Below are 21,142 nucleotides of genomic sequence, written 5' to 3'. Positions count from 1 at the left end.
GCTCCTATTCATCATTCCCTGAGATGCCACAAGCAAGACAATCGTAGGCCAGGAGTTTCAGATTCTTTGCTGATTCCTTCAATGCACCGATCCAAACAGGTTTGCATCTTCTAGACCAATGGGAGCGAATCCGTTTGCCGATCCGTTTGCTGACGTTGGCTTGCGGCCGCGATCGATACGTCTATCGATACATTTCCTGTCGAGACTTCTGTTGATATCTCTATTGTGGCATTGGTGTTTGTGGCATTGGTGCTCGATCGTCACCCCCCCTAGGGTCGCGGTGTGCCGGTGGGGCTGGGATTGCTTTGGGCGGGCGCTGCATTAGGTTTACGTGGCTCCGTAGGTGACATCAGTTGAATTGAGTCAAAAAAAGCCTGCACCTGTGGAACCTTGAGTTTGCCGTCTTCGGCCGCCACAATGGCCCGATACCAAATTCCGTTGGCATAGAAAATTCGCACCCGGGCCGCAAAGCCACCCGATCGCGACAATTCCAGATCGCGCCCTTGGAAACCACTCTGTTGCAAGGGTTTTTCGGAAACCACCTTGGCGGAAATGCCCTTGGCGATGCTGTCGCGACTGGCATCCAAAGCCTTGACCACATCCAACCCCGTGCCCGCCGGAACCGGAAAGCGATTGTGAGCAAACAGATAAAACCGCTTGGCCGGTCGGTCTTGGTAGCGGAGCATAATCACTTCCGCCGGCCCCACTTCGGTGGGAACACGGCTAGTTTCTTCCTGGGGTTTGGCGGGAAACGCCACGGAAAAGCCGGCCTGGGGCGATTGGTAGCGTGGCCAGGTTTTCAGTAATCCGGCGATCGTGTTGGGGGTGGCGGAAGGGCTGGGCAACAGGGCCGCCGGGGCCACGTCCGGCAGCGTGATGCCTCCCGGTTGGGCAGCGGGCTGGGAGGTGGTGACTTGGTTGGTGCAGCCGATCGAGAGGCTACCCAGGCCCAAACTGAGCAGGATTAGCCCGATCGGGCGAAACCAGTGAACGGACAACGGAAGAATGCGATCGAGCATGGAACGCCAGCAATGAAACAGCAAAAAGGCTTGGGCCCGAAACGCCCTCCATTATGCGTTGCTGATTGCCCGGCTGCTCATTAGATCGGCTTAGATCGATCTGATCGCCAACGAATCAGGGACTGCAAGGCTCCGTGATCACCGAATAAGCTCGATCGCCCTGAATTGGCTGATTCTGGATTGACTGATTCTGGATTGGTTGGCCCATTTCGCCCATCCCGCAGCAACACCACAAAGGAACCGGCCCCCAAGCCCTCCTGGGGAAACATTCGATAGCAAGGAAAAGCGGCGTGGGTCGATCGCCAAGGCTCCAGTGCCGGAACGGGTTGCGGCTCCAGGTGGGGGAATCGATCGAGCAGCCATTGGGTGGCCCCTTCGTTTTCCTCGATCGCGTAGGTGCAGGTCATGTAGGCCAACCAGCCGCCGGGAGCCACCAGGGCCGCCGCATTGGCCAAAATTCGTTTTTGGCGATTGGCATTTTTCCCGATCGTCAAGGGATGAAAACAACCGGGATTTTTCTCCCCTTTAGCCAACAGGGATTGGCCCGAGCAGGGCGCATCCACAATCACCAAATCCGCCCAGCCGGGAATCGCCTGGGCCAAGGTTTCCGGGTCGGCACAGGTGGCGATCGCCGGGTCAAGGCCGCAGCGTTTCAGGTTGCTGATCAACATGCCGATCCGTTTGCCGATCGCCTCATTGGCCACCAGCAGCGACGGTTTCAGCGCCCGCCAAGCAAAGACACTTTTACCCCCCGGCGCGGCGCAGAGATCCACCAGCCGATCGACCCGATCGGGAATTGCCAGCAGGGCCGAAGCCGCAAACACCGAAGAAAAATCCAAACAATAGAACGCGCCCGCTTCGTGCAGGGGATGCTTGCCGGGTCGCCGGTTGGCCGATTGGTCGGCGGTCACATCGAGCCGATCGACCCAGGCCGGCTGCATCGCCAAAGGCAGCAGGGCCGCGAAGGGAGACGGATCGGGGCGATCGGCCAGCCACAACAAACAGGGCGCAAACCGCTGGGCTTGGCCAAGGCTCTGGACAAAGGCCGATCGCTCGATCGTGTCCCCAAACAGGCGATCGGCCAGCTTCAGCAACAGCCGCGACGGCTCCACCGCGATCGGCTCCGCTGCCGCTGGTTTGGTCGATCGTTTCTTCGATTTGCCCATCTCCACTCGCCCCCAACGGTAAGTAGACAAGGGGCTTAAGCCCCTTGCCCCCCAGGATCACAGCTCGGATCAGTGCGCCACTGGTTCCTTAAACGGCGGCGCGATTCAGATCCAACACCGCTTGCAGGCGATCGAGCACCAGTTGCCGATCCAAGTAGGACAGCAGCGGCCCCGCCTTCGGGCCCCGTTCCTTGTTCAAAAACGCCAGATAAATCGCCGAAAAGGCCACCGGCATTTTCAAATCCAGCTCCCGCGTTGTGGCAAACAAGGCCGTTTGCAGGGATTCGCCGTCCCAGCTCTCAACCGTTGCCAAGGTCTTCAGCAAGGCTTCCACATAGTTAGTTTGTTCCGGCGACAGTTGATTCGCCCGCTCCGGAATCGTATCCAGATAAAGCACCAACTTTTCTTCTTCGTCGGCGTAGTCATTCAGCCACTTTTGAGCAGCCGAAATCCGTTCGCGAGCAATTTGCCAATCGTAATCATTCAAAGGTTCAGCCGATCGCGCCGCCACTTCCTTTTCCACATCCAAATGGGGCACTTGCAACAGCGAAATCGCCGTGCTCAATTCAAAGGGTTGGTAGGGCTGAATTTCCCCATCCAACTGGGCATAAAACAGCGCCATCCAATCTTCGTTCAGTTCCGGTGGTTGGCCGCCATTGGCGATCGTTTCTCGGCGATATTTGTCGATCAAATTGTCGTAATCGCGGAACACACGCGTGATGCTTTCGTAGTTGGGTGCGAAGTTAATCGCCGTGCGGGGCGGGGTGCGCAACATCAAAAATCGCAACAACTGCGGCGGCAACAGATCAGCAATTTCGCGAGCGCTGGAACCGATGCCCTTGGAAGAACTCATTTTCGTGCCATTGACCAAAATGAATTCGTAGGGCGAATGGAAGGGCGGTTGCTGACCCAAAACCTTACGGGAAATGGCGTTGGCTACGTCGCGGGAGCCGCCCTTTTGGGAATGGTCTTTACCGGCTAGCTCGATCGTCACGCCCAGCAATTCCCACTTGGCCACCCACTCGACTTTCCAGGGCAGTTTGCCGTTGCCATCGAAGGGCGAAACCCAACCGGAATGGCCACAACCTTGGGTGTAGTCCGTGGCATTGGGATCGCAGGTGTAGAACACTTTGCCATCTTGGTAGTCGGTGACTTGGGTGGTGGCAATTTTGCCGCAATGTTCGCAAATCACCTGGAAGGGATACCAGTTGCTGGGGCGATCGGCCTTGCTGACTTCTTTATAGGCTTCACGCACCAACTGGGCATTTTTCAAGAAGCGATCGATCGCAGGATTCAGCTTGCCCGATCGATACAAATCCCGCAGGTAATAAATCTCGGGCCGCACCCCCAAATACTCAAACACATCCAGAAATTCGCCCATGAAATATTTGGCGTAATCACTGGCGCGATCGCCCGGTGCGGTTTCATCGGGCGAGGGCACATTGCAGAGGGGCCAGCCCAAATAGCGCTCAAACTTTTCCCGATCGAGGTAGCGCGGCACGGTGTCCAGCGCGTCGTAATCATCCACGCCGTAGATGAATTTCACGGGCTTGCCGGCCTGTTTCAGGGCGCGATAGATCGTGTCGTGAATCACGACTCCCCGCAAGGAGCCAACGTGAACACGCCCCGATGGCGTTTTGGAGTCGTTAACGATCTGTGGACCCTGTGCGTCGGCGGCGATTTTATCTGCCCAGAAACTCATGGCGGTGGGGCGGTGATGACGAGGTAATGGTTACAGAAAAAGATGGGTGCAGAATGCCAAGGTTGCAAAATGCCTATTCATTTTAGGGACTTGGGGCCTTTTACGCGCGATCGCCCCTGAAAGGACACTGAAAACGCTGCATTGCCAAAGACTAATTGAGCGGCTTGGGTCGATCAGGTTGATTCAGTTAATCCAGCAATCCAGTCCCTTTCAACGCTTTTCGTCCAACCCGGCCGATCGCCCGTTGGCATAATTGAGACCAATTGCCATCTTGAGGACAAACCGATGGTTGCCCCAATTCCCCCGATCGAGCCGGGATGGGTTTGGATCCCGACTCGATCGACCCCTAGGGCCCTGAGCTACCAGCCCGAGTGACCACCATCAGCACTCGCAGCCATCGGGATTGTGGCCAATATCACCCCTACAACAACCCAGAAACCTCGTAGAGCTGGCGGGTGCGGGACAAAATCTTATCGCCATAGTTCATATCCGCCTCCCAACGCCCACTCAGCAGCGCCACCGTGGGAGCCACGCCACGCGGCACAAAGCTAAACCGAGGATCCACCACCGCATTGGCCAAGGGTTCTGTGCTGGCGTAGGCCTTGAGGTGTTGGATGTGGGCCCGCACCCCCAGCCGCGCACTGGCAAAGGAAGCCCCCTCGGGATTGCCGCCCAAGGCCCCCAGCCCCCCAAAGTTGTTTTGGCTGGATTTGGTGGGGCCCGGAAATTGCAGAAAGTCCGTTTCCACGCACATTTGGGCAAAGGCTAGATCAAAATTGACACCCTCGGCGATCGCCTCTTCGCGGTAAAGACGCGGTAAATCGGGAAATTGGCTACCCGCATTGGGGTTAAAGGCTCTCAGAAAGGTCAGCATTTGGGAATCAACGGTGCTGCCCAGTCCCATGATCTGCCCTTTCAAGGTGTTGGAAACCAGAAGGTTGGTGCGGAGGGTGACGGCGCGGGTTTGGCTGTTCCAACCTACGGAGATGTTGTACTGCCGCAGGTCGATCGCCTTGAAATAAACGATGTTTTGGTAGCGCACTCGAACGATTTGCGGGTTGGTGGCCACCTTGATGCCCAGGCGATCGGCCAGGTCGATCGGGATATAGGAATTGCCATTGATCAGCACGCCCCGCTCGGGATAGCGCTGATTATTCACCTCAATTTGAATACTGCTGTAGGGCTGGGCAGGGAATTCCAGCAAAATTTGTTGCAGGCCATCGCTGAGGCCGGTGGCAATGCCCCAACCTTGATTTTTGAGAATCGTGCGATCAGTCTCGTTGGTTAAAAAGCCCACTTCCACCAACAGCGAAGGAACCGTCAGTTGGCGACAAAACAGCCGATTCCCCAACCCCGTGGCCGTGTCGGGCAATGCCCCCCGCGAAAGGAGTTGGGGAACCCGCGCCAGGGTCGATCGCAACAGGATTTCTGCCTGGGTTTGGCGCACCTGATTATTCGCAATGAAATAGACCGTTGTGCCTCGGGTGGCGGGGTTGCTGGAACCATCCAAGTGAATTTCCAAGGCCACATCCCCGGCGCGCCCTCGGGCATTGATCCAAGCGATTGTCTGTTGCAGGCTCAAATCATCGGGAACCATCAGCACTTCAACGCCCCGCCGTTGCAGGGTTTGGGCCGTGGCTTCCCGCAGCCAAATCATTTCCCGGGCTTCGGTGGTTCCTGCCGCCATAATGCCAGGATCCAAAACCCCGTTTTCATAGCCCCCATGGCCCGCTGAAAGGAGAACCCGCCCCATGAATTACTCTCGATCGAACTTCGACCAATGCTAGATCACCCGATTCCCAAAAATCACTAGGAGCGTTGGTGTTCAGAATCCTTCCGAACGATTCCGAGGTCGATCGAGTGGTTGCTTGGCCAACCGAGTTGGAATTTCCCACCCTTGATCTGGTCGAAATTCACCGTTTTGGAGCCACAAGCAACGGAGCTGGCGGCCGTCCGGTACACTGCATAGATCCGTTGTCGGGTCGATCGCCCGGTTTGCTGATCATGGTTGAAGCTGCTGCATTTTCTGAGCACCCAAATCCTGAAGATTTAGAAAACTTAGAAAATTTACAAAATCTAGAAACCCTTGAACAAGAAAAATTTGCAGCGTTAGAAGACTTACCAGAGCCGGAGGAATTGCCCGATCGGTCGGTGGCCAACGGCGATGACTTGCCCGATGATTTGGTGTCGGCCTTGGCGATGCCCTTGCGGGGCGCAAAATTGCCACCCATACCCACAACCACCCAGCAGCCGGCCGAAAAAACCTCAGCCGAAACAACAGCAACTGAGCATGACCCGGCTCAATTGCTCACCACTTTGGCAACCAGCTCGAAAGCCAGCGACGAAGTTCCCATGGCCGAGTTGCCGCCCCTGTCGCCGGAAGCAGCTAAGCTGGCGCGGGAATTGCTGACGGGAGCCGATCGCCCCGTGGCGGATCTGACCGGGGAACGGGGGCCCCAAGTGCGCCTCTGGATTCCGGGCGGGGTTGAATTGACTGGATCTACCGAATCTGCTGAATCTGCGGAGACAGAATCCGCGACGGGTCAGGAATCGCCGCCAGCATCCCCAGCCGAATCCCAGCCAGAATTGCAAGGGGCTGCTCCTGAGGCTGTCGAGGCTATCAAGGCTGCCGAGATTAACCCTTCTGCCCAAAAGCCCTTCGAGGTCAAACCCTCCGAGATTAAAACAAGCAACAACCAAGGGAGCGCCGATCGAACCCAACCGGTGCGCCTGGTGCTGCCGCCGGACTTTGTGGCCGAACAGCCCGATCGGGGCTTGGCCTGGACAGACTTGTGGCAACAACTCATGCATCGGCTCTATGGGGGAGAACGGGGCTGGACACCTGATGACCCCGTTACGCTGCAAGCGATCGATCGGGCCTTGGAAGCCAGACAACTGAAGGCGATCGCCGAGGCGCTCCAGGAGGTGCAACTGCGGCTGACCCGGCTGGAAACCAACCATCCCGCCACCGCTGCCCTGGCGATCGAAATGGGCTATGCACTGCAGTTCACACCGCCCGCACCGACCCAGGAACCGATCGCGGCTAATCCTAACCTCGACCTTGCGCCCGATTGTTTGTATTTGGACAAAACCTTGCGATCGGGGGTGGAAATTCGCTATCCGGGCACGGTGGTGATTCGCGGCGATGCCAACCCGGGCAGCGCGATCGCGGCCGGGGGCGACATCCTCGTTTGGGGGCGGCTTTGTGGCGTGGCCCACGCAGGCATCAACGGCAACGAAAGCGCCATCATCATGGCCCTGAACCTGGCGACCAATCAGGTGCGCATTGCCAGTCGCACCGCCCGGGTTCCCGAGTCCAAGCTCGATGTGCCCTGTCCGGAAGTGGCCTACATTTCCGAAAAAGGGATCCGAATCTCGCCGGCCGCCGACTTTGCCAAAAATGAAGTGCGATCGCGCCTGGGGGAACCACCCGCCTAAACGCTTGCCTCAACCCCCGATCGCCCCTCGATCACCATGCTAAATTGAGGTGTCTTTGCGGGTTCCGCCCGATCGCACCGCCCTTGGCTGTTCTGAATCCACCCTTCTCGATCGACCCTTCAGCCGTTGTCAACTATCAGGCAATTCCATGAGCCGCATCATCGTAATCACCTCCGGCAAAGGTGGCGTAGGCAAAACCACCTGCACCGCCAACTTGGGCATGGCCCTGGCGCAACTGGGGCGAAAAGTGGCGCTAGTGGATGCCGACTTTGGCCTACGTAACCTAGACCTGTTGTTGGGTCTGGAAAATCGCGTGGTCTATACCGCCGTGGAATATCTGGCCGGTGAGTGCCGCCTGGAGCAGGCCCTCGTGCGCGACAAACGACAGCCCCGATTGGTGCTGATGCCTGCCGCCCAAAACCGCACCAAAGAATCGGTCACCCCCGACCAAATGAAAGCGTTGGTTTTGACCCTGGCCAAAAGCTTTGACTATGTGTTGGTGGACTGTCCGGCGGGTATTGAAATGGGCTTCCGCAACGCGATCGCCGCCGCCCGCGAAGCGATCATTGTCACCACCCCCGAAATTGCCGCCGTGCGCGATGCCGATCGGGTGGTGGGCCTTTTGGAAGCGGAGGGCATCAAAAATGTTCGGTTGGTGGTGAACCGGCTGCGGCCGCAAATGGTGCAAGCCAACGACATGATGTCCGTGGACGATGTGCGCGAAATTTTGGCGATTCCGCTGGTGGGGATTTTGCCCGACGATGAACGGGTGATCACTTCCACCAACCGAGGGGAACCGCTGGTGCTGTCCGAGCAAGTCTCCGTGCCCAAGATGGCGTTTAGTAACATTGCGCGCCGCCTGGAGGGTCAAAACGTGGAATTTTTAGACCTCACCGCCAGCCATGATTCCTTGCTCAAGCGGCTGAAGCGCTGGCTGAAGGGTAGCCCTCGCGGTTAGCCTGGATGGGTTGGCCGCTCCCGATCGGCCGCTGGAAGCTTCCCTGACCGATGGCTAAGCTTTGGCCAAGCTGTCCAATCAATCTGGTGGTGTGTCTTGACCGTAGGGGCTGTTGCGATCGCCCGGGGCCCATGACCGGCGCAAAACCAATCAACGCCAATCAATCGGGCGGCTTTGGCTCCGTTGGCAACCAGCCCTCAACCCACAACTCGTTTTTTCCCTCAGATCGCCCTTCGATCCAGCGCGCTGCGTTACCTGCGTCATGTTAAGCGAACTTCTCGATAAACTTTTTGCCCGCGATCCCGACAGCCGCAGCGTGGTGAAACAGCGGTTGCAATTGCTGTTAGCCCATGACCGAACTGATCTTTCGCCGCAATCGCTCGATCGAATGCGCCAAGAGATTTTGGATGTGATTTCTCGCTACGTGGAAATTGATAGCGAGGGATTGCAGTTCATGCTGGAAAACGACCTTCGCACCACGGCGTTGATTGCAAATGTGCCCATTCGGCGGGTGCGCCCGGACAATGAACCCTCGGAGGAAGCGGCCGCAGCCATGGAAACCCCGATCGAGCGTGTGATCCCGGAAGCCCCTGCTGAAGCGGACGAAATCATCGATTTGGAATCTTTGCCGCTCGATGGGCCCACGGAAATTACCCCCTAGCAAGGTAGATCAGCCAGTGTTGGGTAATGGCGATGCGGAAGGCCCCATGAAACCGCAGAAGGGCAGTCAGTCCCAATCGGGGGAGGCAGTGGACAAGGGGGAAACAACGACCTTGGCCACGGTGCGATCGCGCTGGGTGCAGCGGCTGCGGCACGATCGCGCGATCGCCGTGATTCGATCGCACAACTGGCTTCAGGGGTTAGCCATGGCCCAGGCGGCCGCCGAAGGGGGCCTGCGACTCATTGAAATTACTTGGAACAGCGTTCGACCGGCGGAGTTGGTGGCGGAACTGCGCGATCGCTTGCCCCATTGCCAAATTGGGGCCGGCACGCTGTTGGATGCATCCATGGTGCGGGAAGCGGTGGCGGCGGGGGCCCAATTTGGCTTTGCACCCTTTGGCGACTCGGGGGCGATCGCGGCGGCGGTGGCGGCCGGCATCCCGATCGTGCCGGGAGCCTTGACCCCCACGGAAATTGCCCAAGCTTGGCGGGCCGGAGCCAGCAGCGTTAAGGTGTTCCCCATTTCTGCGGTGGGCGGGGCTGCCTACGTGCGATCGCTCGTGCCCGTGTTGCCCATGCCGCTGATTCCCACCGGAGGGGTCACTTTGGCCAATGCGGCGGAATTTTTGGCGGCCGGGGCGATCGCGATCGGCCTGTCGGGGGAACTGTTTCCAGCGGAAGCCGTGGCAGCTGGTCGTTGGGATCACGTGCGCGATCGGGCCCGTCGCTTGGCTGAACAGGTGGCCCCCCACTGTCTCCCAGAGACGACCCCGCCTCTCGAAGATCTCCGCCCCTAGGCCAACCGCCCGGCGACATTCTGGCCAATCAACCGGATACACCAGAAAATCAACTGGGAAACCGATCATCTTTCAAGCACTTCGTGGCCCCAATCATTGGCCCCACGAAAATTGCCCGGTTAAAATGCGGAACAATCTGCTCGATCGCTGTGCTGCGGACTTGGCAGATTTTTTTGCAGACTTGGCAGATTTTGCAAATTTTTTTAGGAACCTCCATGACAGGGCTGCTGGCAAAACTCGATGACACCCGCGATCGAGTGGTCGATCGCACCCGAGAACTCAGACAACGGCCGCCCCAATGGTTGCGTCGGCCCAAGTTTTTGATTGCGGGGGCACTGGTGACCTTTGCCGCCTCCTGGGCCGGGGCCCAATCCAGCGCCGCTCACTACTACTTCGATCAGTGGGAGCGGGCGCAACTGACCAAAACCCTGGCCGTTCTGAACCAACCCACGCCGGATCAGCAACCCCGCTGGGCCGCCATCACCGATCAACGCTGGAGCTTTTTGGAGCGATCGACCCGGGCCATGGCCCAAGCCGCCAGCACCGGCCTGGTGAACTTTAAGGAACTGCCCTTTAATCCCAAGGCATCGATGGCAATTCTGAAGCGGCTGGATAATGTTCGTTGGCTCCAAGTCGATATTGGCAACCAACGATTAACCGCCTGGGAAGGAAATCGCCAAGTCCGCACGGATGCGGTTTCCACCGGCAAAGCCCGCACACCCACCCTGCCCGGCACCTGGACGATTTACACCAAGCTGCGATCAACCCGGATGCGCGGCCCCGGCTATGACGTGCCCAATGTGCCCTACACGATGTATTACGACGGGGGCTATGGCATCCATGGAGCCTACTGGCACAACAACTTCGGCACACCCATGAGCCACGGTTGCACGAACCTCCCCGTGTCTACCTCCCGCTGGTATTTCAACTGGGCAGAGGTGGGCACGCCTGTGGTGGCCCATCGCTAGGGGCGATTGGGGCTGGTTGGATCTGGATCCCGCACCCACAGGGCCAAGCCGCCACTGCGCCCCCGAGCCGCCAGCCCCGATTCACCGGCCCAACAGAACGCAAAAAAGGGCAAATAACCGATCGCCCGGCGGTTAAATGGCTCCTGGGTTAGGGCCTTGGTGGCCGATCGCTCGCCCCGGACTGGGCCGCGATACACCACCCGATCGCCAAGCCCGATCGCCAGTTCCAAAAAATCAAAAGCCAGTAAATTTCGTTGGCCCACCCAACGGGCCGGGCCAGAAAACTCCATAAAAATTGGCCCCACCTGCACTCGGTTGGTGATTTGGGCGATCGCCCCCGTAGCTTCGTTGGCCAAAAAAGTCAGATAGGCCGGGGCAAAGGCTGGAAAGTAAAACCCCCGATCGCGCTGGGCCGACTTTTTGGGCGACACCACCCCCAAACGCCAGCGACCCACCAGCGACCTTTCCGAGAGCTGCACCCGATCGCGGCGGGTTTGGGTTTCCACGGTTTTCAGCGCGGTCACCACGGCGGCCGGCCGCGGGCGCTCAGGCTCAGACTGGGGATTTTGGATCGATCGCGCCGTCTGTTCCAGCAGTTGCGCGGCGGCCGGTTGCATTGCGATTTCGGTTGCCATGATGGAGGCGGTCATAGTCATATAGCCATAGTCAATAATAGTTCTGCTCTTCGGGATGCCAACGGCTCCCGGCCACCCCTCCTCGATCTGCTATTCCTTCTCGATCCGCCATGCATATCTCGCCATGAATATTTTGATTAGCAACGATGACGGGATTTTTGCCCTGGGCATTCGCGCCCTTGCCAATGCCTGCGCCGAAGCGGGTCACCAAGTGACGATCGTCTGTCCCGATCGGGAACGTTCCGCCACGGGGCACGGCCTAACGCTTCAGGATCCCATTCGCACGGAACTGGTTCCCAACCTGTTTCACCCCAGCATCACCGCTTGGGCCTGTTCTGGAACACCCGCCGATTGCGTCAAGCTGGCCCTGGGGGCCCTGCTCGATCGCAAGCCCGATGTGGTGCTGTCGGGGATTAACCACGGCCCCAACCTGGGAACCGATGTGCTCTACTCGGGAACCGTTTCGGCAGCCATGGAAGGCCTGCTGGAGGATATTCCCAGCTTTGCCTTCAGCCTGGCCAAGTTTGGCCATCTTGACTTCAGTGCCGCCGCCGAGTTTGCCGTGCAAGCGGTGGCCCAACTGATTGCCCAGCCGCCCGCCCGGCCCATGCTGCTGAATGTGAATATTCCAGCGCCCGACGGCCCGATCGCGGGTGTGCAGCTCACCAAACTGGGTTTCCGGCGCTATCACGATCTGTTTGAAAAGCGGGTGGATCCCCGTGGCCGTACCTACTATTGGCTGTCGGGAGAAGTGCTTGAAGAAATTGACCCGGAAACCATGCCCGGGGGCCAAACTTCGCCCCTGATCACCGATGTGCAAGGAATTCGGCAAAACTACATTACCCTCACTCCCTTGCATTTCAATTTGACCGATTGGGCGGAGATGCCCACCTGGCAACCTTGGATCGATCGACTGGCCGAAAGTTACGGGCCCGTGCCTAATCCCGCAGGCTAATCCATCAGGTCAATTTCCCAAGAATGGGTTAATCAACCGTTTAAATACCCCAAATTTGCAGAGACACGGAGCGCGATCGGGGGCCGTCTAACTCAAACAGCAACACCGATTGCCATTGCCCCAAACCCAAGACCCCATTCACTAGAGGAATCGCCTGAGAGTTGCTCAGGGCGATCGCCATCAGATGGGAATGGGCATTGATCGGTTCATCTTCCGGCACATCTCGCAAATGCAGATCATTGTGGCGATAGGAACCCATCGGCGGGGCCAAAGTTTTGAGCCAAACCTTCAAATCCTGCAACAATCGCACTTCATATTCATTCACCGCCAAGGCCGTGGTGGTATGCAAAGAAGAGACCAGAATTTGACCGTTTTGAGCACCGGTTTGGTGACAAAATTCGGCAACTTTTTCGCGAATTTCGGGAGTTAAATCATAGATTTCAATCCCTGAATCGGTGTTTCGTTTCAGGGTGTGGTGAACAATTTGCATGGAGCTAAGGGAACAATGGGCAGAGAACGAAAAGAAAAATCAACAGAATCAAATCGGATCGAACAGGATCGGATAGGGCTGAATTGATTTGAATTGGGTTGAATTGGGTTGATTTGAATTAACTTGGATTGCTAACTGGGCGGTAGTTCCAGGGGCAAATTACCCAACGCACCCTTCCGAAAGTCTTGCAACAGGGTACGGGCCGCCCGTTCCCGATCGCCCTGATAACGAAATTCCGCCAACGCGGGCACATAGTCCTCGCCGTTCAGGAGTCCCGGAGCTAAGCCATAGCGTTTTTCCAATGCCCGATCGCCCGTCGATCGCGCCGTTGCCTTCGGGATTTCCGTGGCGATTTCGGTTAAAGATCCCGGCGAGGTTTCTGTCAAAGATTCCGGCAAAGTTTCTGGCGAAATATCCGCCGAGGTTTCTGAGGTCGGTTGCGGATCCAAATGCAACCCGCAGAGCAAATCCACCAAAGCCGCCGCCACTTTTTGGTTGTCGTAGGCCGCTTGGCCAATGTCGTCGCAAATGGCTAGCTTCACGGCCGCCGACTGATCCACCAAATTGGCGGGCAAAATACCCGGCGCATCCAGTAATTCCAACTCCGAAGAAATTCGCACCCACCGCAATTGGCGCGTTACCCCCGGTTTGGCCGCACTTTCCACCACGCGCCGCTTCACCAATCGGTTAATCAGCGCCGACTTGCCCACATTCGGAAACCCAATCACCGCCGCCCGCACTGGCCGCGGCCGCATTCCCCGTTGCAACCGTCGCTCATTCACCCAAGCCGCCACATCCTGGGCCGCATGGGCGATCGACTTCACCCCCTGGCCCTGGCGTGCATCGGTGAAATAGGGTGTTTCCCCTTGCGATCGCATCCATTGTTCCCAATTTTGGCGAATGGGCCCCGGGATGGAGTCCACCCGATTCAGCACCAACACGCGGCCGGTTTTAGTACCGGGGCGCTCCAGCCAACTTTGCAACTTTGGGTGATGGGTGGCCAGGGGAATTCGTGCATCCCGCACCTCAAAAACCACATCCACCAATTTGAGTTGCTCCAGAAGGGCTTTTTCGGCTTTGGCAATGTGACCGGGATACCACTGAATGGTTGGGGTAATCATGGGCGGGCAAGGGTGGAGAAGAACTGGAAACGGGCTACTCGTTCATGTCTTTGTAGGTGGCGACGGCGGAAGGCGAAATGCGATTGAGATATCGGAAAATCCAATACTTAATCACAGCATCCAAAATCACCGGAAAGGTCGCAATAAACAAAAACATGAAGTCTTTATTTTCCGGTAGCCCCAGGTGTCGAGAAATGCCGCTGACCACCACTTCCCAGCCGTGGGCCGAGTGATATCCCACAAAGATATCGGTTGAAAGAATGATCACGAAGGCCTTAGCGCTGTCGCTCAGACCATACATAATCTCATCAATGAAGGACTTGAGAACGGCAATTTCTTCACGACTATAGGCAATGACTAGCCCAAAGCCGGCCAGGGACAGGAAATCGGAAAAGACGTTTTTGAGGGCATCGGCGCTGCGAACCCAGGATTCATTGGCAATTTCTTCGGCTTTTTCTTGAACTTTTTCCTCAATTTCTTCGGGGGTGAGTTTGGGGGTTTTGCCCAGCAAGGACTGGAAATGTAAGAAGTTTTCATAGCGCTCTAGCTCAACCATGGCCTCTTCTTGCATGTCCATGTTGAGAAAGACGTTGTTGATGCCGGGGTGATAGACCCGATCGACAATCGGCCCCACCAGAAAGTTTTTGGACATCTGCTGCACCAACAGGGGCACCAAAATTAGCAGCAAGATGAATTTGAGCGAAACGATCGTCCGCACTTTGGAGGTGCGATAGTTTTGCAGCACTTCTTCTTCGGAACGATCGTCCAGGTCGCGCCGCACGCGATCGAAGGTGGTGAGGAGCGATCGGGGAATGAGGCCGGTGCTGCCGGTGGCGGAGGGTTTGCGCATTCCGCCGGAGATGTTGCGCGTGGCCACGTTCAGGGCCCCGGCTCGCCAACTGGAGGGCCGCTTGGGGCGAATTTTGGCGGCGTTGGCGGCGGCCTGCCACGATCGGGACTGGTCTAGGGGCGCGGTGGTGGTGGGGGCGGTGACGGGGGGCGATTCCTCTGGGGTGGCGGGCAGGTTGTCGCTGTTGAGTTCCAGCCGATCGACCGATCGACCGTGGACATAGCGATCCAAGATATTGTCGATTAGCTCCAGTTTTTTGAGCACGATGAAGGAGCGATCGCCCGGTTCCGAAAATCGCCGGCCGCTCGCGTCGGTGCTGGTGGCGATCGGGGCGTTGGGATTGCTCAGTCCCGATTCCGTTTTGCGGCTGGGAATCCCGATCGTCTTGGTGCCAAAATCCAAAAAAGCATTGCTGCTGTTGAATTCCCACAACCGCACATCGATCATTTTCAGTTGTTTTTGCAGCTCGGTGCGAAAGTAATCGCAGGTGCTTTCGCCGTAGCGGGTGCTGTCGAGGTCGATTGGATTGCCCTCGAAATAGCGATCTTCCAGGGCCCGAATGGCGAGGGCCGCTTCATAGGCCTGGTTGAGCGCCCGTTCTGGGGTGGACTCGTACCAACTCCCCGCATTCGCCCAGAGCGATCGCAAACCCGGAAGCCACCGATTCTTCATATTGCTCAAATCAAAGGCGGTTGAAATGCTGTGGCCTGAAATGCTGTGGCCAGCGATCGGGCTGACAAGTTAACATCGTTCCCTGACAAAGATTCAGGGAATTCCGAACCATGATTGAACCCCACATAGTTGCGCAAAGAAACCCAAAGGGCAACCCGGGAACGGGGCTGGAGGGCTGGGGCTAGGGTAATCGTTTGGAATCACTGGGCGATCGGTATCATAGCAAAACCATCATTTTTCCGTGCTTGTGGCTAACCATTTCCCGGACTCCGCCACGTTTGCGCCCGATCGCCCGGCTTCGATCGCCCGATCCATTTGGATCACGGGCGGGGCCCTCAGCGGCAAAACCCAAACCCTGGTCGATTGGTTCCAGAAATTGCGGGATCAGTTGCCCCCGGGGAGTCGGGTGTTGGCCCTGGCGGCCAGCAGCGAAACCCGTTGGGCCCTGATGGAACGGTTGGCGGCGGTGGGCTGGCCAGCAATCGACTGCACCACGCCTCTGGGTTTTTTTGAGCAGGAGGTGATGCTGTTCTATCCGTTGCTAGCGGAGCGGGCGGGGTTTGTGCCGCAATTTCCGCTGCTGTTGCGCCCGGAAAATGAACAGGAACTGGCGGGGCAGTTGTGGGGCCCGGCACTGGCTGAAAACCCTGATTCACCGATCGCCCAGCCCTTGCGAGAGCGGGCCGTGCGGCGGCTGTTGGATCTGTTGCAGTTGGCGGCCAACAGCGGCGCGGATTTGGCGGAAATTCCCGATCGCCTGGTGCAAGGGCTGGGGCCAGCGGCGGCGGTGGAACTGCCGGGAAATTGGGTCGATCGGGCGGGCGCTCTGATTGTGGAATGGCGAGATTGGTGCTTGCGGCGCGGTCTGCTCACCTACGGGCTGGTGAGTTGGCTCTATGGCACGTTTTTGCTCGCGGATCCGCGCTATCTCGATCGACTGCAACGACGCTATCAAGTGGTTTTGGCCGATGACACCGATGATTTTCCGGCCCTGGCGGGGCGGCTGTTGTCCCTGTTGCAGGAGGGCGGGGCCTGGGCGGGCTATACCCACAATCGCGATGGGGCCAGCCGCTTGGGGTTGGGTGCGGATCCCGCAGCCTTGCAGCCCTTAGCCGATCGCTGCGAAGGTCGTCTGGATTTGGGACGCGCGAATCACGATTTGGTGCAACGGGTAGCTCCGCTGCTGACCACGGTGGCACGGGAACCCTTTGCGATCGCCCAATGGGCCGAAGCTTGGCCCTCCAGGGTGCAAGTGTTGACCACCATTGCTCGGGCCCAATTGCTGCGGGAAACGGCCGAAACCATTGTGCAAGCCGTCCAAACGGAAGCGATCCAGCCCCAGGACATTGCGGTGATTAGTCCCGGTTTGGACTCGATCGCGGGCTATACCCTAGCCACCATCCTGCGCGATCGGGGATTACCCGTGACCCTGTTGGGCAACCAGCGGCCCTTGATCAGTTCGCCCACGGTGCGATCGCTCCTGACCCTTTGGACGTTGGTTTATCCGGGCTTGGGCGATTGGCTGAATCGGGAAGATGTGGCGGAAATGTTGGTGGGGCTGAGTACGGAACCAGATCCTTGGTTAGCCACCCCGGCCCCGGCGGCCACCGGGGCCGGGTCGATCGAGACAGCAGCGGCGTTGGATTTGGCGCTGCCGGACTTGGCCGAAACCAGCCCCACGGGCCTGCGCCGGGCGATCGACCCCGTGCGCGCTGGCCTGATTGCTGATCACTGCTTCCGTCCCGATCGACAGCGGCCGGAACTGTTGCCCGTGGAAGTCTTTGCCCGTTGGGATCGGTTGGGTTACCGAGCCACCATGGCCTATCAAAAGCTGCGATCGTGGATTAGCGAACAACAGCAGCAACTCCGCCAGCGCCTGATTCGCAGCCCCCTGATTGTGCTCGATCGCGCCGTTCAGCAGTTTTTGTGGCACGGAGGGCGGTTGGATCCCGCCGAATTGGCCGCCCTGCGCGAACTCCTAGAGGCCGCCCATCGCTATTGGGACATCAGCCACCGCATTGATCCCCAAGCACCGGAAACGGAGACCATCCGCCAATTCATTGCTCTGTTACGACGCGGCACGATCGCCGCCAACCCCTTCCCCAGCCAAGTGCTGAACCCGGCCCCCAGCGGCATCATCCTCGCCAATATTTTCCAGTACCGCACCGCTCGCCTTTCCCACCGCTGGCACTTTTGGCTAGATGCCGCCTCGCCCCTTTGGCCCCGAGGGGGTGCAGCGGTGTTGTTCGGTTCACCCCTGTTCTTGCAAGATTGGAACGGTCGCCGCCGCACCCCAGACGACGAGGAACAAGCAGACCTCGATCGGTTCGATCGGGTGGTGCATGACCTGTTGGGGCGCTGCCGCGATCGGCTGTATCTGTGCCACAGCGATCTATCGGTCACCGGCCAAGACCAGTTGGGCCCCATGCGCCCGGTGATCGATGCCAGCGAGCTTGGCGTAAGCGATTAGGAGATTGAGGCTTGCCCGTTCGTCGGCAACCCTGATTCCACCGTGGCGAGATCGTGGGGTGCAAGGGGCTGAGGGCTGGTCGTCAAATTGCCTGAAACCCTAATGATCTCGTTCTCCCAACCAATCAGTCGGAGGGGCGGGGTCTCCTCGCCCAGTTCCCGTGATCCTTGGGTGTTCCCAGGGGTGAACAGGGTTAGAGCGATCACCCGGGTTAGGGTTGGGAGACCCAATCCCTACGGCGATGGAAATGACGACAGGCCCTAAGCCCAGGCCAGGTAAGGCAAACGGCCGGCAGTGGCCTGCACGGCCTCTCCTTGACTGACCAATTGACCGCAGCTATCCCACATGCCGCTGAGGAAGGCCTGGCGCGGCCCTTCCTTCATGGTGACGGTGATGGTTAAGTCCCCGATCGCAGCGGTCAGATTCACCAAATCCAAGGAAACCGAGGCGCTGGGGTTGGCTTCAATGGCCCCTTGCAATGCCAACACATCCTCATGGCTAGCCGTGACGCAGGGAATCCCGATCGCCACGCAATTGCTAAAGAAGATTTCCGCAAAACTTTCGCCCACGATCGCCCCAATCCCCCAACGGGCGATCGCCTGGGGTGCATGTTCACGACTGGAACCACAACCAAAGTTACGATTCACCACCAACAGCTTGGCCCCTTGGTATTGAGCCTGATCAAAAGGATGCTCGCCGTTTAGTTGGGTGCGATCGTCCACAAAGGCATATTCACCCAATCCATCAAAGGTGACACAGCGCAGAAAGCGAGCCGGAATGATGCGATCGGTGTCAATGTCATCACCGCGTAACGGCAAACCAGTACCCGAAACCCGTTGAACTTGACTGTTGATTTCGCTCATAGGACTGCTAAAAGGCTGCTGATGGTCATGAAACAGAGTGGAATTATCCTACCGCAATCGGATGATTTAGTGATTTAGTTCAGAGGACTGAGTTGAACCCTGAATCGTAACGCAATGCTCTGAACGTAATGGCCTTAGAGGATGTCTGAAAAGTGTCTTTTGGCACGGGCAATGCACCAATAGTCTTGGGGGCAAGGGGCTTAAGCCCCTTGTCTTCGTCGATCGATGAGGCGTGCAGAGTATCGATTTTGGCTTTTCAGACATCCTCTTAGCACAATGCTCTTAGCGCAACGCCCTTAAACCAATACTCTTAACTGAATGCCCTTAACTCGCCGTTGGCGGAGCCGGAGGTTGAGCCGCCAAATTGATTCGATCGCTCAGTTGGCGTAAATTTTGGGCAAACTCCGGATCCGCGTCCTTTAATTGCGCCACTTTGTCACAGCTATACATCACCGTGGTGTGATCTTTGCCGCCAAATTCTTCCCCAATTCGGGGCAAGCTCAAATCCGTATGTTGTCGCATCAAATACATCCCAATTTGACGGGCTTGGCTAATTTCCCGGCGGCGAGAATTACCCTTCAAATCCTCAATCAAGATATTGAACGCATCGGCCACAATTTGAATCACCGACTCGGGCGAAGCTTCCACCGTTTCCACAGGCGGGTTCAAAACCGGCGCAATATTCTGCACCGTCATCGGCAATCCCGAGATCGAAATATAGGCCACCGCCCGAATTAGGGCCCCTTCTAATTCCCGAATATTGGAGGTATAGCTAGCGGCAATATATTCAATTACATCGCGGGTCATCCGAATATTTTCGTACTCGGCTTTTTTTTGCAAAATCGCCATCCGGGTTTCAAAATCCGGCGGCTGAATGTCGGCAATTAAGCCCATGGAAAACCGGGACGAAAGCCGTTCTTGCAACCGAGGAATTTGACTGGGCGGGCGATCGCTGGCCAACACCACCTGCTTACCCGCTTCGTGCAATGTATTGAAGGTGTAGAAAAACTCCTCTTGGGTATATTCTTTCCCTTCAATAAATTGAATGTCATCCACAATCAAAACATCAACGGCGCGGTAAAACTCCCGAAACCGCTGCATTCCGTCCTTACGAATGGCTGCGATCAAATCATTGGTGAATTGTTCAGTGGAGACGTAATAAATTCTGGCATTCGGATCGGTTTCCAGGCGGTAATGGCCGATCGCCTGCATCAAATGGGTTTTGCCCAGTCCCACTCCCCCACACAAAAACAGGGGGTTAAATTCCCGACCCGGCGACTCAGCCACCGCCAGGGAAGCCGCGTGGGCCATGCGGTTGTTGGCCCCCACCACAAAGCGCGAAAAGGTATATTTCGGGTTCAATTCTGTGGCGGTGCGGCCCCGATCGCTGGGGGCAGGGCTGGCGATCGGCGGGGCACTGGGGGGATCGGCGATCGGCTCCGGTGGCGGCAAAAAGGCTTCCGGGTCGATCGCCCCGCCAACGCTTTCATCACCCCGGGCCGCCACGATCTGAATTTCCACCTCATGGCCCAACACTTCGCGGGCCGCCTGGGAAATAGCCTTTAGGTAATACTTTTGCAGCCAATTGCGAGCAAAGGGCGTGGGAGTCCGCACCACCAAAGCCTGATCGTCTAAGCGCTCTGCGATGGCCGTTTTGATCCAAGTTTCAAACGTTGGCCGACTCAGTTGGTTTTGGAGCTGATCCAAAACCTGACCCCAGAACGCATCGAGCGATTTTTCCACGGTGGACATCCTCTGGACGAATCTCGATCGAACTCCCATCGCAGGTCACCGGTAGCGATTCCACCCGTGCCCAACACCCCCAACGGTGTATTGCCCTGCGACTTCAGTTCGATGGCAACCATTCGATTGCACTGGTTGACTGCATGGTTCGCTGCATCCGGTTGATTGCTTGGATTACAGCGATCACTGCAACTGGCAACCAGTGCAGCGAAGTTATTCTAGCCGTCTTTGTTCGATTGAGCGGATCGAACCCGACCCAGCAGACCAAAACCCGGCCAAAACCAACGCAACAGCCCCGGAAGCCAGGGAAGCGATCGAGCAGTTGGGTCACCCTCACGCCCTGGCGAGCGGTTGCGTTGGCTCCGTCAGTAGGCTGGCAGTGCTCCTTCAGTCGTACTCGGTCAGCACTGGATTTAGTACGCAGTCAGTACATTGGACTGGGCCGATCGGCCCGTCATCAGATTCCTCAAGACCCTGATTCCATGCTGGTCTGGTCGATCGCGCTCCAATCATCACCACAACTCCAGCAGCGAAATGCAGCATGAAGGGTCTGCTCGCTGACATCTAGTGTCCAGCAAAGAGCCATAAACCTATCATGAATCGGGCCAAGGGGCGATCGGCCGGAATTTCTTAAA

The 21,142-nt window shown here is 57.6% G+C and carries 16 protein-coding genes and 1 pseudogene; 7 read left to right on the top strand and 10 right to left on the bottom strand.

Annotated elements, in window-relative coordinates; all coding sequences use genetic code 11:
* Positions 1 to 269: 269 nt before the first annotated feature.
* From AC2IAX_RS00085 to tftA, 4 genes are all read right to left on the bottom strand, one after another.
* On the bottom strand, positions 270 to 1,019 hold the full coding sequence (locus AC2IAX_RS00085) for a hypothetical protein (RefSeq protein ID WP_494388784.1): 750 nt from the start codon (positions 1,017 to 1,019) through the stop codon (positions 270 to 272).
* Positions 1,020 to 1,099: 80 nt separating this feature from the next.
* The gene (locus AC2IAX_RS00080; RefSeq protein ID WP_494388783.1) at positions 1,100 to 2,185 is read right to left on the bottom strand and encodes an RsmB/NOP family class I SAM-dependent RNA methyltransferase; all 1,086 of its coding nucleotides are present in this window, start codon (positions 2,183 to 2,185) and stop codon (positions 1,100 to 1,102) included.
* Positions 2,186 to 2,273: 88 nt separating this feature from the next.
* A complete protein-coding gene (gene lysS, locus AC2IAX_RS00075; protein ID WP_494388782.1) occupies positions 2,274 to 3,887 on the bottom strand; it encodes a lysine--tRNA ligase in 1,614 nt (537 codons plus the stop codon).
* A gap of 421 nt (positions 3,888 to 4,308) precedes the next feature.
* The gene (gene tftA, locus AC2IAX_RS00070) at positions 4,309 to 5,640 is read right to left on the bottom strand and encodes a hormogonium tapered terminus morphoprotein TftA (protein WP_494388781.1); all 1,332 of its coding nucleotides are present in this window, start codon (positions 5,638 to 5,640) and stop codon (positions 4,309 to 4,311) included.
* Between the two features lie 107 nt (positions 5,641 to 5,747).
* Between tftA and AC2IAX_RS00065 the strand changes: the two genes are divergently transcribed.
* The 5 genes and pseudogenes from AC2IAX_RS00065 to AC2IAX_RS00045 all read left to right on the top strand — a co-directional run bounded on the left by AC2IAX_RS00065 (position 5,748) and on the right by AC2IAX_RS00045 (position 10,708).
* The gene (locus tag AC2IAX_RS00065; RefSeq protein ID WP_494388780.1) at positions 5,748 to 7,325 is read left to right on the top strand and encodes a septum site-determining protein MinC; all 1,578 of its coding nucleotides are present in this window, start codon (positions 5,748 to 5,750) and stop codon (positions 7,323 to 7,325) included.
* Positions 7,326 to 7,473: 148 nt separating this feature from the next.
* Positions 7,474 to 8,283, top strand: coding sequence for a septum site-determining protein MinD (minD, locus tag AC2IAX_RS00060; RefSeq protein WP_099533566.1), 810 nt, complete (start codon positions 7,474 to 7,476; stop codon positions 8,281 to 8,283).
* A gap of 262 nt (positions 8,284 to 8,545) precedes the next feature.
* Positions 8,546 to 8,803 (top strand): annotated as a pseudogene (gene minE / locus AC2IAX_RS00055) (cell division topological specificity factor MinE); the annotation flags it as partial.
* Positions 8,804 to 8,990: 187 nt separating this feature from the next.
* Positions 8,991 to 9,740 (top strand): bifunctional 4-hydroxy-2-oxoglutarate aldolase/2-dehydro-3-deoxy-phosphogluconate aldolase, encoded by a 750-nt coding sequence (locus tag AC2IAX_RS00050; protein ID WP_494388779.1) that lies wholly within the window; start codon positions 8,991 to 8,993, stop codon positions 9,738 to 9,740.
* Positions 9,741 to 10,264: 524 nt separating this feature from the next.
* On the top strand, positions 10,265 to 10,708 hold the full coding sequence (locus AC2IAX_RS00045) for a L,D-transpeptidase (protein ID WP_190529780.1): 444 nt from the start codon (positions 10,265 to 10,267) through the stop codon (positions 10,706 to 10,708).
* Here AC2IAX_RS00045 and AC2IAX_RS00040 read toward each other — a convergent pair.
* Positions 10,705 to 11,343: a hypothetical protein gene (locus AC2IAX_RS00040; RefSeq protein WP_494388778.1), complete on the bottom strand. Its 639-nt coding sequence runs from the start codon at positions 11,341 to 11,343 to the stop codon at positions 10,705 to 10,707. The two genes, AC2IAX_RS00045 and AC2IAX_RS00040, sit on opposite strands and share 4 nt — an antisense overlap.
* A 124-nt stretch (positions 11,344 to 11,467) precedes the next feature.
* Between AC2IAX_RS00040 and surE the strand changes: the two genes are divergently transcribed.
* Complete coding sequence (gene surE, locus AC2IAX_RS00035; RefSeq protein WP_494388777.1) at positions 11,468 to 12,298, top strand: 5'/3'-nucleotidase SurE; 831 nt, start codon at positions 11,468 to 11,470, stop codon at positions 12,296 to 12,298.
* A 40-nt stretch (positions 12,299 to 12,338) separates the two neighbouring features.
* On the opposite strand, the gene AC2IAX_RS00030 is transcribed toward surE, so the two are convergent.
* The 3 genes from AC2IAX_RS00030 to AC2IAX_RS00020 all read right to left on the bottom strand — a co-directional run bounded on the left by AC2IAX_RS00030 (position 12,339) and on the right by AC2IAX_RS00020 (position 15,431).
* Positions 12,339 to 12,788, bottom strand: coding sequence for a secondary thiamine-phosphate synthase enzyme YjbQ (locus AC2IAX_RS00030; RefSeq protein WP_494388776.1), 450 nt, complete (start codon positions 12,786 to 12,788; stop codon positions 12,339 to 12,341).
* A 131-nt stretch (positions 12,789 to 12,919) separates the two neighbouring features.
* Complete coding sequence (gene ylqF / locus AC2IAX_RS00025) at positions 12,920 to 13,909, bottom strand: ribosome biogenesis GTPase YlqF (RefSeq protein ID WP_494388775.1); 990 nt, start codon at positions 13,907 to 13,909, stop codon at positions 12,920 to 12,922.
* 34 nt (positions 13,910 to 13,943) lie between these two features.
* Positions 13,944 to 15,431, bottom strand: a complete 1,488-nt coding sequence (locus tag AC2IAX_RS00020; RefSeq protein ID WP_494388774.1) for a proton extrusion protein PcxA — start codon at positions 15,429 to 15,431, stop codon at positions 13,944 to 13,946.
* Positions 15,432 to 15,678: 247 nt separating this feature from the next.
* Between AC2IAX_RS00020 and AC2IAX_RS00015 the strand changes: the two genes are divergently transcribed.
* Complete coding sequence (locus AC2IAX_RS00015) at positions 15,679 to 17,901, top strand: recombinase family protein (protein WP_494388773.1); 2,223 nt, start codon at positions 15,679 to 15,681, stop codon at positions 17,899 to 17,901.
* Between the two features lie 260 nt (positions 17,902 to 18,161).
* Here AC2IAX_RS00015 and leuD read toward each other — a convergent pair whose 3' ends face one another.
* A complete protein-coding gene (gene leuD, locus AC2IAX_RS00010; RefSeq protein ID WP_494390441.1) occupies positions 18,162 to 18,755 on the bottom strand; it encodes a 3-isopropylmalate dehydratase small subunit in 594 nt (197 codons plus the stop codon).
* A gap of 333 nt (positions 18,756 to 19,088) precedes the next feature.
* Positions 19,089 to 20,507, bottom strand: coding sequence for a chromosomal replication initiator protein DnaA (gene dnaA, locus AC2IAX_RS00005; RefSeq protein WP_190354999.1), 1,419 nt, complete (start codon positions 20,505 to 20,507; stop codon positions 19,089 to 19,091).
* Positions 20,508 to 21,142: the final 635 nt, after the last annotated feature.

This window comes from Limnothrix sp. HT2024, from assembly GCF_059138625.1.
The sequence above is the reverse complement of the archived record's forward strand: the minus strand, read 5'-3'. Positions and strand labels throughout refer to the sequence as shown.

Coding starts and splice junctions, on each gene's coding strand:
- AC2IAX_RS00020 (WP_494388774.1), bottom strand. CDS start 15,431: ATGAAGAATCGGTGGCTTCCGGGTTTGCGATCGCTCTGGGCGAATGCG.
- AC2IAX_RS00040 (WP_494388778.1), bottom strand. CDS start 11,343: ATGGCAACCGAAATCGCAATGCAACCGGCCGCCGCGCAACTGCTGGAA.
- AC2IAX_RS00045 (WP_190529780.1), top strand. CDS start 10,265: ATGGCCCAAGCCGCCAGCACCGGCCTGGTGAACTTTAAGGAACTGCCC.
- surE (WP_494388777.1), top strand. CDS start 11,468: ATGAATATTTTGATTAGCAACGATGACGGGATTTTTGCCCTGGGCATT.
- AC2IAX_RS00050 (WP_494388779.1), top strand. CDS start 8,991: ATGAAACCGCAGAAGGGCAGTCAGTCCCAATCGGGGGAGGCAGTGGAC.
- tftA (WP_494388781.1), bottom strand. CDS start 5,640: ATGGGGCGGGTTCTCCTTTCAGCGGGCCATGGGGGCTATGAAAACGGG.
- AC2IAX_RS00030 (WP_494388776.1), bottom strand. CDS start 12,788: ATGCAAATTGTTCACCACACCCTGAAACGAAACACCGATTCAGGGATT.
- minD (WP_099533566.1), top strand. CDS start 7,474: ATGAGCCGCATCATCGTAATCACCTCCGGCAAAGGTGGCGTAGGCAAA.
- AC2IAX_RS00080 (WP_494388783.1), bottom strand. CDS start 2,185: ATGGGCAAATCGAAGAAACGATCGACCAAACCAGCGGCAGCGGAGCCG.
- AC2IAX_RS00085 (WP_494388784.1), bottom strand. CDS start 1,019: ATGCTCGATCGCATTCTTCCGTTGTCCGTTCACTGGTTTCGCCCGATC.
- ylqF (WP_494388775.1), bottom strand. CDS start 13,909: ATGATTACCCCAACCATTCAGTGGTATCCCGGTCACATTGCCAAAGCC.
- lysS (WP_494388782.1), bottom strand. CDS start 3,887: ATGAGTTTCTGGGCAGATAAAATCGCCGCCGACGCACAGGGTCCACAG.